The organism is Streptomyces sp. NPDC030840 (genome assembly GCF_055572015.1).
In genome coordinates this window covers 360966-380062 of the sequence record NZ_JBVIEE010000006.1, presented here as the reverse complement: position 1 = coordinate 380062, position 19097 = coordinate 360966, and the positions used below count along the sequence as shown (strand labels likewise).

The 19097-nt window shown below is 70.8% G+C and carries 12 protein-coding genes; 10 read left to right on the top strand and 2 right to left on the bottom strand.

The window, feature by feature from the left end; all coding sequences use genetic code 11:
* Window positions 1-5 precede the first annotated feature (5 nt).
* From tkt to ACZ49J_RS16815, 8 genes are all read left to right on the top strand, one after another.
* Window positions 6-2090, top strand: a complete 2085-nt coding sequence (tkt, locus tag ACZ49J_RS16850; RefSeq protein ID WP_467453632.1) for a transketolase — start codon at window positions 6-8, stop codon at window positions 2088-2090.
* A gap of 19 nt (window positions 2091-2109) precedes the next feature.
* Window positions 2110-3267: a transaldolase gene (gene tal, locus ACZ49J_RS16845; RefSeq protein WP_467453631.1), complete on the top strand. Its 1158-nt coding sequence runs from the start codon at window positions 2110-2112 to the stop codon at window positions 3265-3267.
* Window positions 3264-4838 carry a glucose-6-phosphate dehydrogenase gene (gene zwf / locus ACZ49J_RS16840; RefSeq protein ID WP_467453630.1) on the top strand — a complete coding sequence of 525 codons (1575 nt, stop codon included), beginning with the start codon at window positions 3264-3266 and terminating at the stop codon, window positions 4836-4838. Before tal ends, zwf begins: the two co-directional genes overlap by 4 nt.
* Complete coding sequence (gene opcA, locus ACZ49J_RS16835; protein WP_467453629.1) at window positions 4835-5776, top strand: glucose-6-phosphate dehydrogenase assembly protein OpcA; 942 nt, start codon at window positions 4835-4837, stop codon at window positions 5774-5776. Before zwf ends, opcA begins: the two co-directional genes overlap by 4 nt.
* Window positions 5769-7433: a glucose-6-phosphate isomerase gene (gene pgi / locus ACZ49J_RS16830; RefSeq protein ID WP_467453627.1), complete on the top strand. Its 1665-nt coding sequence runs from the start codon at window positions 5769-5771 to the stop codon at window positions 7431-7433. Before opcA ends, pgi begins: the two co-directional genes overlap by 8 nt.
* Window positions 7434-7443: 10 nt before the next feature.
* Window positions 7444-8322 (top strand): phosphogluconate dehydrogenase (NAD(+)-dependent, decarboxylating), encoded by an 879-nt coding sequence (gene gnd, locus ACZ49J_RS16825; protein WP_467453696.1) that lies wholly within the window; start codon window positions 7444-7446, stop codon window positions 8320-8322.
* Window positions 8323-9409: 1087 nt separating this feature from the next.
* Window positions 9410-12316 carry a peroxidase family protein gene (locus tag ACZ49J_RS16820; RefSeq protein ID WP_467453626.1) on the top strand — a complete coding sequence of 969 codons (2907 nt, stop codon included), beginning with the start codon at window positions 9410-9412 and terminating at the stop codon, window positions 12314-12316.
* Between the two features lie 57 nt (window positions 12317-12373).
* Window positions 12374-13777: a hypothetical protein gene (locus ACZ49J_RS16815; protein ID WP_467453625.1), complete on the top strand. Its 1404-nt coding sequence runs from the start codon at window positions 12374-12376 to the stop codon at window positions 13775-13777.
* A 3-nt stretch (window positions 13778-13780) separates the two neighbouring features.
* Here ACZ49J_RS16815 and ACZ49J_RS16810 read toward each other — a convergent pair whose 3' ends face one another.
* Window positions 13781-15577, bottom strand: coding sequence for a bifunctional sugar phosphate isomerase/epimerase/4-hydroxyphenylpyruvate dioxygenase family protein (locus ACZ49J_RS16810; RefSeq protein WP_467453624.1), 1797 nt, complete (start codon window positions 15575-15577; stop codon window positions 13781-13783).
* A 167-nt stretch (window positions 15578-15744) separates the two neighbouring features.
* Window positions 15745-16620 (bottom strand): shikimate dehydrogenase, encoded by an 876-nt coding sequence (locus ACZ49J_RS16805; RefSeq protein ID WP_467453622.1) that lies wholly within the window; start codon window positions 16618-16620, stop codon window positions 15745-15747.
* Between the two features lie 186 nt (window positions 16621-16806).
* On the opposite strand from ACZ49J_RS16805, the gene ACZ49J_RS16800 reads away from it, so the two are divergent.
* The gene (locus ACZ49J_RS16800; protein WP_467453621.1) at window positions 16807-17472 is read left to right on the top strand and encodes a TetR/AcrR family transcriptional regulator; all 666 of its coding nucleotides are present in this window, start codon (window positions 16807-16809) and stop codon (window positions 17470-17472) included.
* A 204-nt stretch (window positions 17473-17676) separates the two neighbouring features.
* Complete coding sequence (locus ACZ49J_RS16795) at window positions 17677-19035, top strand: MFS transporter (protein WP_467453620.1); 1359 nt, start codon at window positions 17677-17679, stop codon at window positions 19033-19035.
* Window positions 19036-19097 lie beyond the last annotated feature (62 nt).

The following is a 19097-nucleotide window of genomic DNA, read 5'->3' as shown; positions in this document are numbered from 1 at the left end:
TGAAGATGAGTGCGCAGACAGCTCAGACCTCTGATCACCTTGAGTGGACCGACCTCGACCGCCGTGCCGTCGACACCGCCCGGCTTCTCGCGGCCGACGCCGTGCAGAAGGCCGGCAACGGCCATCCGGGCACCGCGATGAGTCTCGCTCCGGCCGCGTACACCCTCTTTCAAAAGGTGATGCGGCACGACCCCGCGGACCCCGAGTGGACCGGCCGCGACCGCTTCGTCCTCTCTCCCGGGCACACCTCCCTCACGCTGTACACCCAGCTCTTCCTCGCGGGCTACGAGCTGGAGCTGGACGACCTGAAGGCGTTCCGTACGTTCGGGTCCAAGACGCCCGGTCACCCGGAGTACGGGCACACGGCGGGCGTCGAGACCACCACCGGCCCGCTCGGCCAGGGTGTCGCGAACGCGGTGGGCATGGCGATGGCGGCCCGTTACGAGCGCGGTCTGTTCGACCCGGACGCCCCCGAGGGCGAGTCCCCCTTCGACCACACCGTCTGGGCGATCGTCTCCGACGGCGACCTGGAGGAGGGCATCTCCGCCGAGGCCTCGTCGCTGGCGGGTCATCAGAAGCTCGGCAACCTGGTCTTCCTCTACGACGACAACCACATCTCCATCGAGGGCGACACGGCCACCGCCTTCTCCGAGGACGTGCTGAAGCGGTACGAGGCGTACGGCTGGCACGTCCAGCGGATCGAGCCCGCCTTCAACGGTGACGTGGACGTCCACGAGCTGTACGACGCGCTCAGGGCGGCGCAGGCCGAGACCACGCGCCCCTCGATCATCGCGATGCGCACGATCATCGCCTGGCCCGCCCCCAACGCGCAGAACACCGAGGCCGCGCACGGGTCCGCGCTCGGCGACGACGAGGTCGCCGCCACCAAGCGCGTCCTCGGTTTCAACCCGGACGAGACGTTCCAGGTCGCCGACGAGGTCCTCGCCCACACCCGGCAGGCCCTGGACCGGGGTGCCGAGGCGCACGCCACGTGGAGCAAGCAGCTGGACGAGTGGCGCGCGGCCGACCCGGAGCGCTCGCAGCTGTTCGACCGGGTGGTCGCCGGTCGGCTGCCCGAGGGCTGGGAGCAGGCGCTGCCGGCCTTCGAGGAGGGCGCGTCCGTCGCCACGCGTGCCGCGTCCGGCAAGGTGCTGCAGGCGCTCGGCGCGGTCATCCCGGAGCTGTGGGGCGGCTCGGCCGACCTGGCCGGCTCCAACAACACCACGATCGACAAGACGAGTTCGTTCCTGCCGGCGGACAACCCGCTGCCGGAGGCGAACCCGTACGGCCGCACGATCCACTTCGGTATCCGCGAGCACTCCATGGCCGCGGAGATGAACGGCATCGCCCTGCACGGCAACACCCGTATCTACGGCGGCACGTTCCTGGTGTTCTCCGACTACATGCGCAACGCGGTGCGCCTGTCGGCGCTGATGCAGCTGCCGGTGACGTACGTGTGGACGCACGACTCCATCGGCCTGGGCGAGGACGGCCCCACCCACCAGCCGATCGAGCACCTCGCCTCGCTGCGCGCGATCCCGGGCCTGAACGTCGTCCGCCCCGCCGACGCCAACGAGACCGCCGTCGCCTGGGCGGAGATCCTCAGGCGGCACTCCACCCACCCGGCCCCGCACGGCTTGGCGCTGACCCGCCAGGGTGTGCCCACCTACGCCCCCAACCCCGAGGCGGCGAAAGGCGGTTACGTCCTGCGGGAGTCCTCGACCGGGACCCCGGACGTGATCCTGATCGCCACCGGTTCCGAGGTGCACGTCGCCGTGGCCGCGCGCGAGCGGCTGGAGGCCGAGGGTGTCGGCACGCGAGTGGTGTCGATGCCGTCCGTGGAGTGGTTCGAGGAGCAGCCGCGCGCGTACCGCGAGAGCGTGCTGCCACCGGCCGTGAAGGCGCGTGTCGCGGTGGAGGCGGGCATCGGGCTCACCTGGCACCGCTACGTCGGGGACGCAGGGCGGATCGTCTCCCTGGAGCACTTCGGGGCCTCCGCCGACGCGAAGACCCTGTTCGCCGAGTACGGCTTCACCCCCGAGAACGTCGTCGCCGCCGCAAGGGAATCTCTTACCACTGTCCGCGGTTGACGCGAGCGCCTGAAGGAAGATGATCACTGTGACCACCGAAGCAACCGTGGCGAGCACGGCCGCGGAACCCCTGAAGCGCCTCTCGGACGAGGGCGTGTCGATCTGGCTCGACGACCTCTCCCGCGAGCGCATCACGTCCGGCGGTCTCGCCGAACTCATCGAGAAGAAGCACGTGGTGGGTGTCACCACCAACCCGTCCATCTTCCAGGCCGCCATCGGCTCCGGCGAAGGCTATGAGGAACAGCTCGCAGGTCTGGCCGCGCGCGGTGTGACGGTCGACGAGGCCGTACGGATGATGACGACGGCCGACGTCCGAGCCGCCGCCGACGTCCTGCGCCCGGTGTACGACGCGACCGGCGGGCGCGACGGCCGGGTCTCCATCGAGGTGGACCCGCGCCTGGCGCACAATACGGCGGCGACCGTCGCCGAGGCCCAGCAGCTCGCCTGGCTGGTGGACCGCCCGAACGTCATGATCAAGATTCCGGCGACGAAGGCCGGGCTCCCGGCGATCACCGAGGTCATCGGCCTCGGCATCAGCGTGAACGTGACGCTGATCTTCTCGCTGGAGCGCTATGGCGAGGTCATGGACGCCTACCTCGCCGGTCTGGAGAAGGCGCAGGCAGCCGGCCTCGACCTGTCCGCGATCCACTCCGTCGCCTCCTTCTTCGTCTCCCGTGTCGACACCGAGATCGACAAGCGGCTGACGAAGCTCGGCACGGACGAGGCCCTCGCCCTGAAGGGAAGGGCGGCCCTCGCCAACGCCCGTCTCGCGTACGAGGCGTACGAGAAGGTCTTCGCCTCCGCCCGCTGGACCGCGCTCGTCCCGGCGGGCGCCCACAAGCAGCGTCCGCTGTGGGCCTCCACCGGTGTGAAGGACCCGGCGTACAAGGACACGCTGTACGTGGACGAGCTGGTCGCGCCGGGCACGGTCAACACCATGCCGGAGGCCACGCTGAACGCCACCGCCGAGCACGGCGCGGTCACGGGCGACACGGTGTCCGGCGGCTACGCCCAGGCGCGGGCCGACCTGTCGGCCGTGGAGGCGCTCGGCATCCCGTACGACGAGGTCGTCCAGCAGCTGGAGGACGAGGGTGTGGCGAAGTTCGAGGCCGCCTGGCGGGAGCTGCTGCGCGCGGTCTCGACCTCCTTGAGCAGGAAGGGAGTTGAGGGGGCATGAGCGACGAGGTTCTCACCGGTACCGGGGCCCTGGCGGACGCGGTCGAGGCCTACCTGGCCAACCCGCTGCGCGATCCCCGCGACCGCCGTCTCCCCCGCGTCGCGGGCCCCTCGGGCCTGGTCATCTTCGGCGTGACCGGTGACCTGTCCCGCAAGAAGCTGATGCCGGCCGTGTACGACCTGGCCAACCGCGGTCTGCTGCCGCCGGGTTTCTCGCTCGTGGGGTTCGCGCGCCGCGACTGGGAGGACCAGGACTTCGCGCAGGTGGTGCACGACGCGGTGCGCGATCACGCCCGTACGCCGTTCCGTGAGGAGGTCTGGACGCAGCTCGCCGAGGGCATGCGGTTCATCCCGGGTGACTTCGACGACGACGACGCGTTCAAGCAACTGCGCGAGGCTGTCGAGGAGTTGGACGCCTCGCGCGGCACCGGCGGCAACTTCGCCTTCTATCTGTCCGTACCGCCGAAGTTCTTCCCGAAGGTCGTCCAGCAGCTGAAGAAGCACGGCCTGGCGGACGCCCCCGAGGGCTCCTGGCGGCGTGCGGTCATCGAGAAGCCGTTCGGCCGCGACCTGGCCAGTGCCCGCGAGCTGAACGCGATCGTGCACGAGGTGTTCGACCCGGAGCAGGTGTTCCGCATCGACCACTACCTCGGCAAGGAGACCGTCCAGAACATACTGGCGCTGCGCTTCGCGAACCAGATGTACGAACCGGTCTGGAACAGGTCGTACGTCGACCACGTCCAGATCACGATGGCGGAGGACATCGGCATCGGTGGGCGGGCAGGATACTACGACGGCATCGGCTCCGCCCGGGACGTCATCCAGAACCACCTGCTCCAGCTCCTGGCGCTGACCGCGATGGAGGAGCCCATCGCCTTCGACGCCGAGTCGCTGCTCACCGAGAAGCTCAAGGTCCTCAAGTCCGTGCGGCTCCCGGACGACCTCGGGGCGCACACTGTACGCGGCCAGTACGCGCCCGCCTGGCAGGGCGGCGAGCAGGTGCCCGGGTACCTCCAGGAGGAGGGCATCGACCCGAACTCGAAGACCGACACGTACGCGGCGGTCAAACTGGAGGTCGACAACCGCCGCTGGGCGGGCGTCCCCTTCTATCTGCGCACGGGCAAGCGCCTGGGCCGGCGGGTCACCGAGATCGCGGTGGTCTTCCAGCGGGCGCCCCACTCCCCCTTCGACTCCACGGCCACCGAGGAGCTCGGCCAGAACGCGATCGTCATCCGCGTGCAACCGGACGAGGGGATGACCGTGCGCTTCGGTTCCAAGGTGCCGGGTACCTCGATGGAGATCCGGGACGTGTCGATGGACTTCGCGTACGGCGAGTCGTTCACGGAGTCCAGCCCGGAGGCGTACGAACGCCTGATCCTGGATGTACTGCTCGGCGACGCCAACCTCTTCCCCCGCCACCAGGAGGTGGAGGAGTCCTGGAAGATCCTCGACCCGATCGAGGAGTACTGGGACCGGCACGGCAGGCCCGCGCAGTACGCCTCGGGCACCTGGGGCCCCGGGGAAGCCGACGAGATGCTCGCACGAGACGGACGGAGCTGGCGCAGGCCATGAAGATCGACCTCACCGACACCACGGCAAGCAAGATCAACAAGGCGCTCGTACAGGGACGCCGGGCCATCGGCACCCCCGCTGTGGGCATGGTCCTGACGATGGTCATCGTCACGGACGAGGAGAACGCCTACGACTCGATCAAGGCCGCCGAGGAGGCCTCGCACGAGCACCCGTCGCGCACCCTGGTCGTCATCAAGCGGCACGCCCGCACCCCGCGCGACCGCACCAGGTCCCATCTGGACGCGGAGGTCCGCGTGGGCGCGGACGCGGGCACCGGCGAGACGGTCATCCTGCGGACGTACGGCGAGGTGTCCGACCACGCCGACTCCGTGGTCCTGCCGCTGCTGCTGCCCGACGCGCCGGTCGTCGTCTGGTGGCCGGTGGACGCGCCCAAGGTGCCCGCGAAGGACCCGCTCGGGGCGCTGGCCCAGCGCCGGATCACGGACCTGTACGCGGTCGAGGACGCGCTCGCCACGCTGGAGCAGCGCCGCGCCTCGTACGCGCCGGGCGACACCGACCTGGCCTGGACCCGGCTCACCCCGTGGCGTTCCATGCTGGCGGCGGCCCTCGACCAGGCCCGTACGCGGATCACCTCCGCCGCCGTCGAGAGCGAGGCCGAGAACCCGAGCGCCGAGCTGCTGGCGCGCTGGCTGGAGGCACGGCTGCGGGTGCCCGTCGAGCGGGTGGTCACCGCCGGGCCGGTCGTCACCGGGGTCCGTCTCGGTACCGCGAAGGGCGAGATCGTCATCGACCGCCCCGAGGGCCCGCTGGCCACGCTCACCCTGCCGGGACAGCCGGCGCGCACCCTCGCCCTGAAGGTGCGCCCCACCTCGGAGCTGATCGCCGAGGAGCTGCGCCGTCTCGACGCCGACGAGATGTACGCCGTCGCCCTGCGCGGCGAGGCCGAGGCCGTCAAGGGGGCCACCGCCCATGTCTGACGTTTCCCGGCTCACCCTGCGCCCCGAGTGGACCGCGCTGCGGGACCACCGCGCGGACGTGATGCTCCACCCCGACCTGCGCGAGCTGTTCGTGGCGGACCCGGGCCGCGCCGAGCGCTACACCGTCCGCGTGGGCGACCTGCACATCGACTACTCCAAGCACCTGATCAACGACGAGACCCTCGCCCTCCTCCAGGAACTGGCCACCGCGACAGACGTGTTCGGTCTGAGGGACGCCATGTTCCGCGGCGAGAGGATCAACATCACGGAGAACCGGGCCGTCCTCCACACCGCCCTGCGCGCCCCGCGGGACGCCGTGATCGAGGTCGACGGCGAGAACGTGGTGCCGCGTGTGCACGCCGTGCTGGACAGGATGAGCGCGTTCGCCGAGCGGGTGCGTTCCGGTGACTGGACCGGCCACACCGGCAGGCGGATCAGGAACGTCGTCAACATCGGCATCGGCGGCTCCGACCTGGGTCCGGCGATGGCGTACGAGGCGCTGCGCCCGTACACGGCGCGCGACCTGACGTTCCGCTTCGTGTCGAACGTGGACGGCGCGGACCTGCACGAGGCGGTGCGGGACCTGGACCCGGCGGAAACGCTGTTCATCGTCGCCTCCAAGACCTTCACGACGATCGAGACGATCACGAACGCGACGTCGGCCCGTTCCTGGCTGCTGGCCGGGCTGGGAGGCGACGAGAAGGCGGTGGCCCGGCATTTCGCGGCGCTGTCGACGAACGCCGAGAAGGTCACCGGCTTCGGGATCGACCCGGACAACATGTTCGAGTTCTGGGACTGGGTCGGCGGGCGGTACTCGTTCGACTCGGCGATCGGCCTGTCGCTGATGATCGCGATCGGCCCCGACCGATTCCGGGAGATGCTCGACGGGTTCCGCCTGGTCGACGACCACTTCCTGAACGCGCCGGCGGAGTCGAACGCTCCTTTGCTGCTGGGCCTGTTGGGGATCTGGTACGACAACTTCTTCGACGCGCAGTCGCACGCGGTGCTGCCGTACAGCCACTACCTGTCGAAGTTCACGGCGTACCTGCAGCAGCTGGACATGGAGTCCAACGGCAAGTCGGTGGACCGCGACGGGCATCCGGTGGAGTGGCAGACGGGTCCGGTGGTGTGGGGCACGCCGGGGACGAACGGTCAGCACGCCTACTACCAGTTGCTGCACCAGGGAACGAAGCTGATCCCGGCCGACCTGATCGGCTTCGCTCGCCCGGTGGCGGAACTGGGCCCCGAACTCGCCGCCCAGCACGACCTGTTGATGGCGAACCTGTTCGCACAGGGCCAGGCGCTCGCCTTCGGCAGGACGGCCGAGGAGGTACGCGCGGAGGGCGTGCCCGAGGAGCAGGTGGCGCACCGCACGTTCCGCGGCGGCCGTCCGACGACGACGATCCTGGCCGCGGAACTGTCCCCGTCGGTGCTGGGCCAGCTCATCGCCCTCTACGAGCACAAGGTGTTCGTGCAGGGAGCCGTCTGGAACATCGACTCCTTCGACCAGTGGGGCGTCGAGCTGGGCAAGGTCCTGGCCAAGCGCGTGGAACCGGCGCTGACGCAAGGCGCTGACGTCCCCGGTCTCGACCCCTCGACCGCCGCGCTGGTGGCCGCCTACCGCACGCTTCGCAACGCTCAAGGAGAAGTGAACTGACATGGCATCGATGAAGCTGGGTCTCATCGGTCTCGGCAAGATGGGCGGCAACATGCGCGAGCGGATCCGCCGCGCGGGCCACACCGTCATCGGCTACGACCGCAACCCCGACGTATCCGACGTGAGCAGCCTCCAGGAACTCGTGAGCAGCCTCGATGCGCCGCGGGTGGTGTGGGTGATGGTCCCCGCGGGCGGCCCCACGCAGTCGGTCGTCGACGAGCTGTCCGGTCTCCTCTCCCCCGGTGACACGGTCGTCGACGGCGGCAACTCGCGCTGGACGGACGACGAGAAGCACGCCGAGCAGCTGGCCGAGCGCGGGATCGGCTTCGTGGACGCGGGCGTGTCCGGCGGCGTGTGGGGCCTTGAGAACGGTTACGCGCTGATGGTCGGCGGCGACAAGGAGCACGTCGAGCGGCTCCACCCGATCTTCGAGGCGCTCAAGCCGGAGGGACCGTACGGGTACGTCCACGCGGGCAAGGTGGGCGCCGGGCACTTCGCGAAGATGGTCCACAACGGGATCGAGTACGCGATGATGCAGGCCTACGCCGAGGGCTGGGAGCTGCTGGAGAAGGTGGACTCCGTCACCTCCGTCCGTGAGGTGTTCCGCTCCTGGCAGGAAGGGACGGTCATCCGTTCCTGGCTGCTGGACCTGGCGGTCAACGCGCTGGACGAGGACGAGCACCTTCAGAAGCTGCGGGGGTACGCGGAGGACTCGGGTGAGGGGCGCTGGACGGTGGAGGCGGCCATAGACCACGCCGTGCCGCTGCCGGCGATCACGGCGTCGCTGTTCGCCCGCTTCGCCTCCCGGCAGGACGACTCTCCCCAGATGAAGATGATCGCCGCGCTGCGGAACCAGTTCGGCGGCCACGCGGTCGAGTCGTCCAAGTAGTTCCCTCGCCCCCGCCGCCCCTACCCGTCCCATCCCCAGGGGCGCCGCCCCTTCGACCCCGGCCAAGGGGGCTGCGCCCCCACACCCCCAGGGTCCCGGGGCCGCGCCAGAGCCCACGCTCCGGGACCACGCCCCACCCCATGCGGCGGGCTCCGCCCCGCCTCATGCGGTGGGCTCCACCCCGGCCCGTGCGGTGGCCTCCGCCCCGGCCCGTGCTTGGTGGCCACTGCCCCGGACCCTCCTTCAGGGCTCCGCCCCCAACCATGGGCTCCGCCCCGCCCCATGCGGTGGCCTCCGCCCCAGCCCGTGCTTGGGGGCCACTGCCCCGGACCCTCCTTCAGGGCTCCGCCCCCAACCATGGGCTCCGCCCCGCCCCATGCGGTGGCCTCCGCCCCAGCCCGTGCTTGGGGGCCACTGCCCCGGACCCTCCTTCAGGGCTCCGCCCCCAACCATGGGCTCCGCCCCGGCCGATGCTTGGGGGCCGCGCTCTGGACCCCTTCTTCGGGCTCCGCCCCCAACCATGGGCTCCGCCCCGGCCCGTGCTTGGGGGCCGCGCCCCGGGCCCTCCTTCGGGGTCCGCCCCCAACCATGCTTTGGGGCTCCACCCCGACCCATGCTTGAGGGCCGCGCCCCAAACCCTGCTGAGGGCCACACCCGGACCCTCCTTCAAGGCTCCGCCCCCGACCCCGTTTCGGGGTCCGGCTCCCGGCCCTCGCTTCTCAAACGCCGGGCGGGCTGGATCTCCAGCCCGCCCGGCGTTTGAGGACGAGGCCGCGAGGCCGACAGCGGGGGTCTGGGGGCGCAGCCCCCGGGGGACGGGAATGGGTAGGGGCGGCGGGGGCGAGAAAAAGAGCCACCCCCGCGTCCCACCCGTGGGGCTGCTGGGGCGCATGCGCCCACCGCTACTCCCATACACGTTCGACTACACCCTTGACATGCCCATTTGCCGCCCTCCGCCCCGTCCTTCACAGATGTACGAGATGGCGCGAACCATCGCTACCGACGGCAGGTTCTCGCCGATAGCGTGTGCGGGCCCCCACTTTGCCCCCGTCACGTCCGCATCCGTACGTACGAAGGAAAACGGCAGATGGCAGAGTCCGGGCAGCAGGACAGGCAGCAGCACAGGCAGCACCAGCAGAACCGGCAATACGAGCGGTACGAAGGCGGCAGCCCCGAGGCGGAACGCCTCGTGTTCGAGCGGCTGGCCCGGGACATCATGGACGTCCAGGCCAGGAACCGCCGCGCCGGAGGCGGCGCGACCGCCCGAACCCTGCACGCCAAGTCCCCGGCAGGCGTGGAGAACGCCCGCCTCCGCTTCCACGACGACCTGCCCCCCGCCCTCCGCGTCGGGTTCGCACAGCCCGGCGCCGAGTACCCGGCCACCGTACGACTGTCCAACGCGAGCGGCATCCGGCAGGGCGACGGCGCGCCCGATCTGCGCGGGGCCGCTGTGCGGGTACGGGTGTCGGAGGGCGTGAGTCACGACCTGCTCGCGACCAGCCACCCCGTCTCGCACGCCCGCGACGCACGCGAGTTCGTGGCCTTCGCCAAGGCCATGGCGGGGGCGAAGAGCCCCCTGCGGAAGGCGTTCGGGCTGTTCGTGAAGCTGCCGCTGGCCGTGGGCCTCGGGACGGCCAACAGGATGCGGAGGAACATCCGGGCCGCCACCCGACGCACCGTCACCTCCCTCGCCACGGAGACGTACTGGAGCCGCGGCGCCATGCTGTGGGGTGACGCCGGCCCCGTGCGCTATCTGCTGCGTCCGGCACCGGGCACCCCTCCCGCGGTCACCACCGACCGCGGCGACCCCGAGTTCCTGCGACGGGAGTTCGCGCAGCGGATCGCGAAGACGGACGTCGTGTTCGAGCTGTGCGTGCAGCGCTACGTGGACGAGCGGTACACGCCGGTCGAGGACGCCTCCGTCGAGTGGCGGGACTCCGTCGCGCCCGCGCTGCCGATCGCCCGGCTCACCCTCCCCCGCCAGGACCTGGGCAGCGCCGAGGCCCGTGCCGCCGCCCGGCGGATCGAGGAACTCGCCTTCAACCCCTGGTACACGACAGACGAGTTCAGGCCGCTCGGCAACATCAACCGGGCCCGCAAGGCCGCGTACCAGGCGAGCAGCGCCCACCGGCTGGGCCTGCGCTTCGTCACGGAGGAGCCGCTCCGGAACCGGTTGCTCGACCAGCCCGTGGGCACCGCCTTCGCGCTGCTGAACCGGTACATACCCTGGCACCGGCTGCCCGTGCGGCTGAGCCTGCTGAACCTGGTGTTCCTGCGGAAGGTGCTGCGACGGCTCAATCTGATCGACACCGAGGTGCGCGAGGCCCCGCCGAAGACCCAGCCCGTTCCGGCACCGGTTCCCGAGCGGCTGCGCGCGGAGCGTTCGTACGACGGGACGTACAACGATCTGTCCGACCCGGGGATGGGGGCCGTGGGCTCCGCCTTCGGACGCAATCTGAGGCCCGACTACCGGCCGGATCTCTTCGATGTGCCGAACCCGGTCACGGTCAGCCGCGAGCTCCTGTACCGGGAGAGCTTCGTCCCGGCGACCTCGCTCAACGTGCTCGCCGCCGCCTGGATCCAGTTCCAGGTGCACGACTGGGTCAACCACCGCCGCTACAAGCTCGGCGAGCGCAGCGTGGAGGTGCCGCTGCCACCCGGCTCGGGGCCGTGGCACAACACTCCCGGCGGGCCCGCCGAGAACGTCATGCGGATCGCCGAGAACGAGGGGCTGGAGCAGCCGGGCGGCCGTCCGCCGATCCTGTTCGGCAACTACGCCTCGCACTGGTGGGACGGCTCGGAGGTGTACGGCGGGGACGAGCAGACCGCGCGCCTCCTGCGTGAGCCCGGCGGCGGGGCCGGACTCCGTCTGGAGGACGGCCATCTGCCGGGCGGGGCGAACGGCGTGCCGCTCACGGGCTTCAACGAGAGCTGGTGGATGGGCCTCAGCGCGATGCACACGCTGTTCGCGCGCGAGCACAACGCGGTGTGCGACGCGCTGCGCGCCGCGTACCCGTCGATGAGCGAGGAACGGATCTACCACACGGCACGGCTGGTGGTCTCCGCGCTGATAGCCAAGATCCACACCGTCGAGTGGACGCCGGCGATCCTCGGCACCGAAGCCATCGACATCGCGTTGAAGACCAACTGGCAGGGCCCGCCGCAGAGTTGGCTGAACCAGCTGGGGCTGTGGCTGTTCGAGGCGCACTCGCTGACCGGTATCCCCAAGACGCTGCCGGACCACCACGCGGCGCCGTACTCGCTGACCGAGGACTTCACGACCGTCTACCGCATGCACCCGCTGATCCCGGACGACTTCGAGTTGCGCGAGCACAGCTTCGGGCAGCGCCTGGAGACGGTGGGCTTCCCGGACATCCACGGCGGCGCGGCGGAGACGCAGATCCGCAAGACGGGGCTGGCGAACGCGCTGTACTCGTTCGGCATCGCCCATCCCGGTGCGATCACACTGCACAACTTCCCGCGTTCGCTGCAGCGCTTCGAGCGCGACGGCGAGATCATCGATCTGTCGGTGGTCGATCTGGTGCGGACGCGACGGCGGGGCGTGCCCCGTTACAACGACTTCCGGGCGGGCCTGCACAAGCCGCGTCTGCGCTCCTTCGAGGAGTTGTCGGAGAACCCGGAGACCGTGGCCCGGCTGAAGGACGTCTACCGCTCGGTCGACGAGATCGACACCGTGGTGGGTCTGTTCGCGGAGAACCCGCCGACGGGGTTCGGGTTCAGCGACACCGCGTTCCGCGTCTTCATCCTGATGGCCAGCCGCCGGTTGCAGAGCGACCGGTTCCTGACGGTCGACTACCGGCCCGAGATCTACACCCCGCTCGGCATCGACTGGGTGGAGAAGGGCGGCATGAACTCGGTGATCCTGCGCCACTGCCCGGAGCTCGCGGCCCTGCTGCCACGCGGGGCGAGCGCGTTCGCGCCGTGGCGCACGGTCCGGCCGGCGGGCAACGGAGGAACGAGTGACAAGACCTGACGAGGTCTGAGCGACAGAAGTCAACGGGGAAAAACGGGGGAAATCGGGGGACAACGCATGACAGTGATCGACGACCAGCCCGAGTACACGAGCACGCCCCAGGGGCACCCTGGGCTCGACGACCTGTTCCGGCGCCCGCTGCTGGACACCGTGTGGCGGCGCCGCACCCACCGCGTCAGCCGGGGCGCGTCGGTGCCCGCCGGGACGATGACCTACTCCTCCCCGCACGCTCCGCAGCCCTTGTCGGAGCTGGAGGAGGCGGTGCTCATCGCGATCACCGGATGCAGCGGGCTGACCATGCCGGACCGGCCGTTCGACGACCCGCGGGACGGCAAGCCCATCATGGCCAAGCCCAACCTGACCATGGCGGGCCGGACCGCGGGCAGCCCTGACAACGCCCAGGGCACCCACTTCTTCATGATCAACGACACGGGGACGTACTACCTGCGCAAGCTGCCGCCCGCGCCGCGGGAGCCCTTCGACGCGGACACGCTGATCGCGCGGGCCCGTGAGGCGAAGGTGAAGGTGCTGGACCACCGCCTCGACGTCGCGGAGGGGCAGCGCGACTTCCCGGCGTACCTGGACTCGAACCGGTTCCTGTCCAACCTGCCGGGCACGACGCTGTTCTTCCCGGTGGTCGACCTGTCCCACCAGTACGTCAACGCGCTGATGTACCTGCTCACCCAGCCGGACGGGGCGCGCCCCACCCTGGTCGACGACCGGAACTTCTACCGCCCGGCCGGGGTGAGGAAGTGGGTCGACAACGGCTTCCTCAACAAGGACCTGAAGCTGCCGCTCGGCGCGCTCGGCCCCATGCGCACGCAGATCGAGGCGGACCTGCTGCTGCAGAACCTGATGCTGACGGCGGAGGCGATGGGGCTGGGCGCCTGGATCCACGCGACGATCAACCCGCAGATCGCGCTGGGCGACCCCAAGTTCTCGCGGACGTACGGCAGGATGCTCGGCTTCACGTTCGCCACCCCGCGCTGGCGGCTAGCCGATCTGTGGCGCTGGCACATCCCGCTGCCGAAGTACGGAAACGTCCGCTCCCACCCGGTCGCCCTGCGCTCACCCGACGGCGAACCCCTGATCGAGGCCGCGTGCCCGCCGGCACACCGGTCGATGTCGGACGCGGTGGACGCGGTCGTCCGGGAGAAGTTCGGGCAGGGCGGCACGTACGCCGACAAGGACGTCTTCGCGCGGATCTACAAGGAGGACTACGGGCAGCGGTACCTCGCCGAGGCGAGCGAGTACGAGGAGCGGGTGATCGACTGCGCCCGGGACATCTGCGAGTACATCTGGCGCACGCACCGCCGCTTCCCGGCGCACACGGACGCGATCCACGTACCGGGCGTCTGGCTCCAGGCGCACCACGTGGAGACCGAGTACTACGAGCGGTACTTCGCGAACGGGCTGACCGACGCGCACCGCGGGCACGCGGAGGTGTGGGACCGGTCGTAGCGGTCACCGCACGGCGTGCTGGGCGGCCAGCCGGACCGGCGCGTTCTGGGCGCCGTAGCCGCGGTAGCCGCCGTCGCGCTGGACGAGTTCGAAGAAGACGCGGCCGACGGTGTGGGTGTAGCAGTGCCGGAACTCGCCGTGCGCGTCCCGGTCGTAGAGGATGCCCAGGTCGCGGTACGTCTCCAGCTCGCCGTCGGGGAACTCGTACCGGGCGGCCAGGTCGTCGTGGTAGTTGGCGGGCACCGCCAGCAGGCGTCCGCCGGCGGCGCGGAAGGCGCGGGCCGTCGCGACGATGTCGTCGGTGGCGAGCGCGATGTGCTGGGCGCGGGCGCCGTCCTCGGTGGGGGCGGGGCCGACGCTCAGTGCGATGCGGACGCTGCCGTCGGCGTTGGTGACCGCGCGGCTGCGGTGCAGTCCGTAGGGGTCGGCGACGTCGACACTCTCCTGGGCGTGGAGTCCGAGGACGCTGCGGTGGAAGAGGACCGCCTCGTCGAACTCGTGCCAGGGCTGGGTGAGGGCCAGGTGGTCGATGCGGGTGACGCCGTGGGCGGCCGCGTCCGGGCGGGGTACGTCCGCGAAGTCGGCCCGCCAGTCGGGGAGTTCGGTCTGCCGCGCCGTGTCGTGCGTGGCGACGAAGAAGAGTTCGGTGCCGTCGGGGGCGGCCACGGCGTCGAGGGGCGCGTCCTCGGGGGCGCGGCGGCGCGGGAGCACGGGAGCGAGGAGGGACTCGGCGCGGCGGGCCGCTCCGGCCGGGTCCGGGGACTCCAGGCCGACGGCGGCGAGGCTGGTGCCGTCACGGCGCACGGCCGGGCCCGTGTTGACGAGGACGCGGGCCTCTCCCTGCTGCCACAGGTCCACGGGCTTGCTGCGGTGGCGAGCCGTCCGGGCGAATCCGAGGGCGCCGAGGAGCGCGGAGGCGGGTTCGGCGTCGGCGGTGACGAGTTCGACGAAGGCCGCGCCCGTGGGGACGACGGGTGCGGGCAGCGCGGCCAGGCCGGCCGCTTCCTGGAGTACGAGGAGGGAGCGGTGCGCGTCGACGGCGGTGGGGCCCGCCTCGGCCTGCCGGAACACGTCGTTGAAGATCTCCAGGGAGAGCGGACCCTGGTAGCCGGCCGCGATGACATGCCGGAGCAGGCCGGTGACGTCGAGCCCGCCCTGCCCGGGGAAGCAGCGGTAGTGGCGGCTCCACTGCAGGACGTCCATCGCCATGAGCGGGGCGTCGGCGAGTTGCAGGAAGAAGATCTTCTCGCCGGGGATGTCCTCGATTCCCTTCGGGTCCGAGCCGCGGGCGAGGATGTGGAAACTGTCAAGGCAGGTGCCGAGCGCCGGATGGCCGGCCGCCTCGACGATGCGCCAGGCGTGCTCGTACGTGTTGACGTGGCGCCCCCACGCCAGCGCCTCGTACGCCACGCGGATGCCGAAGTCCTGGGCGAGGTCCGCCAGTTGGCGCAACTGGGCGGCGGCGAGCGCGTCATGGTCCTCGGCGAGCGGGGAGACGCTGGAGCACACGAGGACGGTGTCGGCACCGAGGCGGCGCATCAGCTCGAACTTGTGACGGGCACGCCGCAGGTTGCGGGCGAACTCCTCCGGCGGCACGGCCTCGATGTCGCGCATCGGCTGGTAGAGGTCGATGGCGAGGCCCAGGTCGGCGCAGCGGGCGCGGATGTCCTCGGGGGTGAGGGGGCTGGCGAGCAGGTCGTTCTCGAAGATCTCGACGCCGTCGAAACCCGCCCGGGAGGCGGCGGTGAGCTTCTCGGTGAGGGACCCGCTGAGCGAGACGGTGGCGATGGAGGTACGCATGGGGTGGCTCCTTCGGGGATTGACGGCTCGAGAGGTGTTGTTTCGACGCCCGTCCTGGGGCGCGCCCCGTCAGGGGCGCAAGGCTGTGTCACTGTGCGGCTCCGCCGCGTGGGCGCGACCAGCCACCGCCAACCCGCTGCCGGCGTACCACAGGACCCACACGGCGCTCAGTTACGTACACGCGCAACACCGGCCAACTCCCCAATGTCCGCCAGCATCCGCGCAGCGTCAGGCTCCCGGCCGGTAATCAGCCGAAACGCGTCCGCAGCCTGAAAAACGGCCATCCCACCGCCGTCCAGCGTGGCGCAGCCAACCCCCCGCGCGGTACGCAACAACTCCGTCTCCAGCGGCCGGTACACCACCTCGGCCACCCACAACCCCGACCGCAACAGCTCCGCGGGAAACGGCAGGCCAGGATGCGCGGCCATCCCCGTGGGCGTCGCGTGCACGACCCCGTCGGCTCCGGCCAGCAGCCGTGGCAGGGCATCGGGGCTCGCCGCGGCCGCGCGGCCGCGGCCGAAGTGCCGGTTCAGGGCGGCGGCGAGGCCGACGGCCCGGTCCGGCATCGCGTCCACGACGGTGACGTGCCCGGCTCCGAGGGTGAGCGTGGCGTGGGCGACGGCCGCGCCCGCACCTCCGGCGCCCAGCTGGACCACGCGCTCCAGCGGGACGTCGGGCAGCCCGCGGGCGAAGGAGGCCGCGAAGCCGGTGACGTCCGTGTTGTGGCCGATGGCGCGGCCGTCCTCGAAGACGACGGTGTTGACCGCGCCGAGCGCCTCGGCCTGCGGTGCGAGCGCGTCCAGGTTCTCGATCACGAGCTGCTTGCACGGGTGTGTGATGTTGAGCCCGTCGAAGCCCAGGTCTCGGGCGGCGCGGACGAGGTCCCCCACCGCCTCGGGGCCGACACCGAGGGCGTCGATGTCGATGAGGCGATACACGTAGCGCAGGCCCTGCCGGTCGGCCTCCCGTTGATGCAGCGCAGGGCTGAGCGAGGGCCCGATGCCGGAGCCGATGAGGCCGACGAGATACGAGTCCTGGGGCACGACGGGGCCTCCTACGCAAAGACCGGCAATGTACTAACTGGTTCGTTAGTGATACCAGCCCGCCGGTCTCCTGGGAAGACCTACAATCGCGGGGCACACAACGCCCCCCGTAGCGGACACTGGACCTCGACCGGGGGCCGACCGGGGCCGGCCCGCCCCTCCCGCCGAAGGAACCCGAGGAACGCGATGACCACAGTCGAAGAGCCGGCCCGTCCCGGCGGGCGGCTGCGTGACGCGGCCCGCACGAAGGCCGAGATCCTCGACGTGGCGACCAGGGAGTTCGCCCGCGCCGGGTACGCCGGGGCCCGCGTCGACGAGATCGCGGCCCGCACCCGCACCACGAAGCGGATGATCTACTACTACTTCGGCGGCAAGGAACAGCTGTTCACGGCCGTGCTGGAGCGCGCGTACTCCGTGATCCGGCAGGCCGAGCAGGAACTGGACGTCGACCACCTGGACCCGGTCGCGGCCATCCGCCGGCTCGCCGAGCTGACCTTCGACCACCACGAGGCGCACCCCGACTTCATCCGCCTGGTCAGCATCGAGAACATCCACGAGGCGGAGCACATCGCCGCGTCCGAGAAGCTCGGACGGATGGGCTCCCCCGCGCTGGAGGTCATCCGCCGCATCCTGGCGTCGGGCCGGGCGTCGGGCCTGTTCACCGCGGACGTGGACGCCGTGGACCTGCACGCGATGATCAGCGCGTTCTGCTTCTTCCGGGTCTCCAACCGGCACACCTTCGGCGCCCTCTTCGGCCGTGACCTGGTCGCCGTCGACCAGCGCGAGCACTACCGGACCATGCTCGGCGACATGGTCATCGCGTATCTGACGGCGGACCGGACCGCGGACTGACGGCGAACCTTCCGCGCGACCCCTTGACACCCGGGAAACGTCGGCGCAACATCACTGGCCAACCGCTACTAACTATCCAGTGGGTTAATTAGCCGGGCCGCATCCCATGGCACCCGGCGTGGCCGACCCGTTCACCCCCAGGGATTCGGCACTTCTCCCCCTCCGCTCACTCCGCTCCGCCGGAGCCCCTCGAAGGAGCACGCCGTGTCGTCTGTCCCCGCCGCACCGCTCGACGCGCCACCCGGCCAGCCCAGGAAGGCCGCGACGGCCGCGTGGATCGGCAGCGCCCTGGAGTACTACGACTTCTTCATCTACGGCAGCGCCGCCGCCCTGATCTTCCCCGAGGTCTTCTTCGACGAGTCCGACCCGGCCACGGCGACCCTGCTGTCACTGGCCACGTTCGGCGTCGCGTACGCGGCCCGCCCCATCGGCGCGCTCTTCCTCGGGCACTTCGGCGACCGGCTCGGCCGCAAGAAGATCATGGTCTTCACACTGATCCTGATGGGCCTGTCGACCTTCCTCATCGGCTGCCTGCCGACGCGGGACCAGGTGGGCACCCTCGCCCCCGTCCTCCTCGTGCTCTGCCGCGTCCTGCAGGGCATCTCGGCGGCCGGCGAACAGGCCAGCGCCAACTCGATGACCCTGGAACACGCGCCACCGAACCGCCGGGGCTTCTTCACCAGTTTCACCCTCAGCGGCACCCAGGGCGGGCAGCTGCTCGCCACCCTGGTCTTCATCCCGGTCGCCGCGCTCCCCGAGGACCAGCTGCTGTCCTGGGGCTGGCGCGTCCCGTTCTGGATGAGCATCGCGGTCGCCGTCGTCGGCTACGTCATCCGGCGCACCCTGGAGGAGACCCCCGCCTTCACCCGGCAGCAGGCGAAGTCCGAGGGAGTGGCCAAGCTGCCGCTCGCCGAGCTGCTGCGCTCGCACTGGGCGGACGTGCTCCGGGTCATCGCGGGCGCGCTGGTCGCCTCGGTCTCCACGATCTTCACAGTGTGGGCGCTGGCGTACGGCACGAGCGACTCGGTCGGCATGTCCCGCTCCTCGATGCTGTGGGTGGGCGCGCTCGCCAACCTCGTCGCGCTCGGCGCGATCCCCGCCTGGGCCGTCCTCTCCGACCGCATCGGCCGCCGCCCGGTGTTCCTGATCGGCTCCGCCGGCAGCGCGGTCATGATGTTCGTCTACCTGTGGGCGATCTCCAGCGGCTCCTACCCGCTCATCCTGCTCCTCGGCATCCTCACCTTCGGGGTCGTGTACTCGGCCGCGAACGGCATCTGGCCCTCCTTCTACGGCGAGATGTTCTCCACCCGCGTCCGCCTGTCCGGCATGGCCATCGGCACGCAGATCGGTTTCGCGATCGCCGGGTTCGCGGTGACCTTCGCCGCGCGGATCGCCGGCCCGAACGGTGACGACTGGTCCGCCGTGGCCCTGTTCACTGCCGCCCTGTGCGTCCCGCCGGTCCTCGCCGCCCTCACCGCCCGCGAGACCCACAAGGTCCCGACGGAACTCCTCGGCGAGCGCGCGCCGCGTGAGAACGCGGGCCGGGAGAAGGTCACGGCCTGAGCACCGTGCCCGTCGAGCCCCCGCCGGGTCCCCGAGCACCTCACGGATGCTCGGGGACCCGC

Bases quoted from the DNA above. Each gene is read 5' to 3' on its own strand.
- opcA (WP_467453629.1), top strand. From the start codon at position 4,835: ATGAAGATCGACCTCACCGACACCACGGCAAGCAAGATCAACAAGGCG.
- ACZ49J_RS16810 (WP_467453624.1), bottom strand. From the start codon at position 15,577: ATGCGTACCTCCATCGCCACCGTCTCGCTCAGCGGGTCCCTCACCGAG.
- tkt (WP_467453632.1), top strand. From the start codon at position 6: ATGAGTGCGCAGACAGCTCAGACCTCTGATCACCTTGAGTGGACCGAC.
- ACZ49J_RS16820 (WP_467453626.1), top strand. From the start codon at position 9,410: ATGGCAGAGTCCGGGCAGCAGGACAGGCAGCAGCACAGGCAGCACCAG.
- ACZ49J_RS16815 (WP_467453625.1), top strand. From the start codon at position 12,374: ATGACAGTGATCGACGACCAGCCCGAGTACACGAGCACGCCCCAGGGG.
- tal (WP_467453631.1), top strand. From the start codon at position 2,110: ATGATCACTGTGACCACCGAAGCAACCGTGGCGAGCACGGCCGCGGAA.
- gnd (WP_467453696.1), top strand. From the start codon at position 7,444: ATGAAGCTGGGTCTCATCGGTCTCGGCAAGATGGGCGGCAACATGCGC.
- ACZ49J_RS16800 (WP_467453621.1), top strand. From the start codon at position 16,807: ATGACCACAGTCGAAGAGCCGGCCCGTCCCGGCGGGCGGCTGCGTGAC.
- pgi (WP_467453627.1), top strand. From the start codon at position 5,769: ATGTCTGACGTTTCCCGGCTCACCCTGCGCCCCGAGTGGACCGCGCTG.
- zwf (WP_467453630.1), top strand. From the start codon at position 3,264: ATGAGCGACGAGGTTCTCACCGGTACCGGGGCCCTGGCGGACGCGGTC.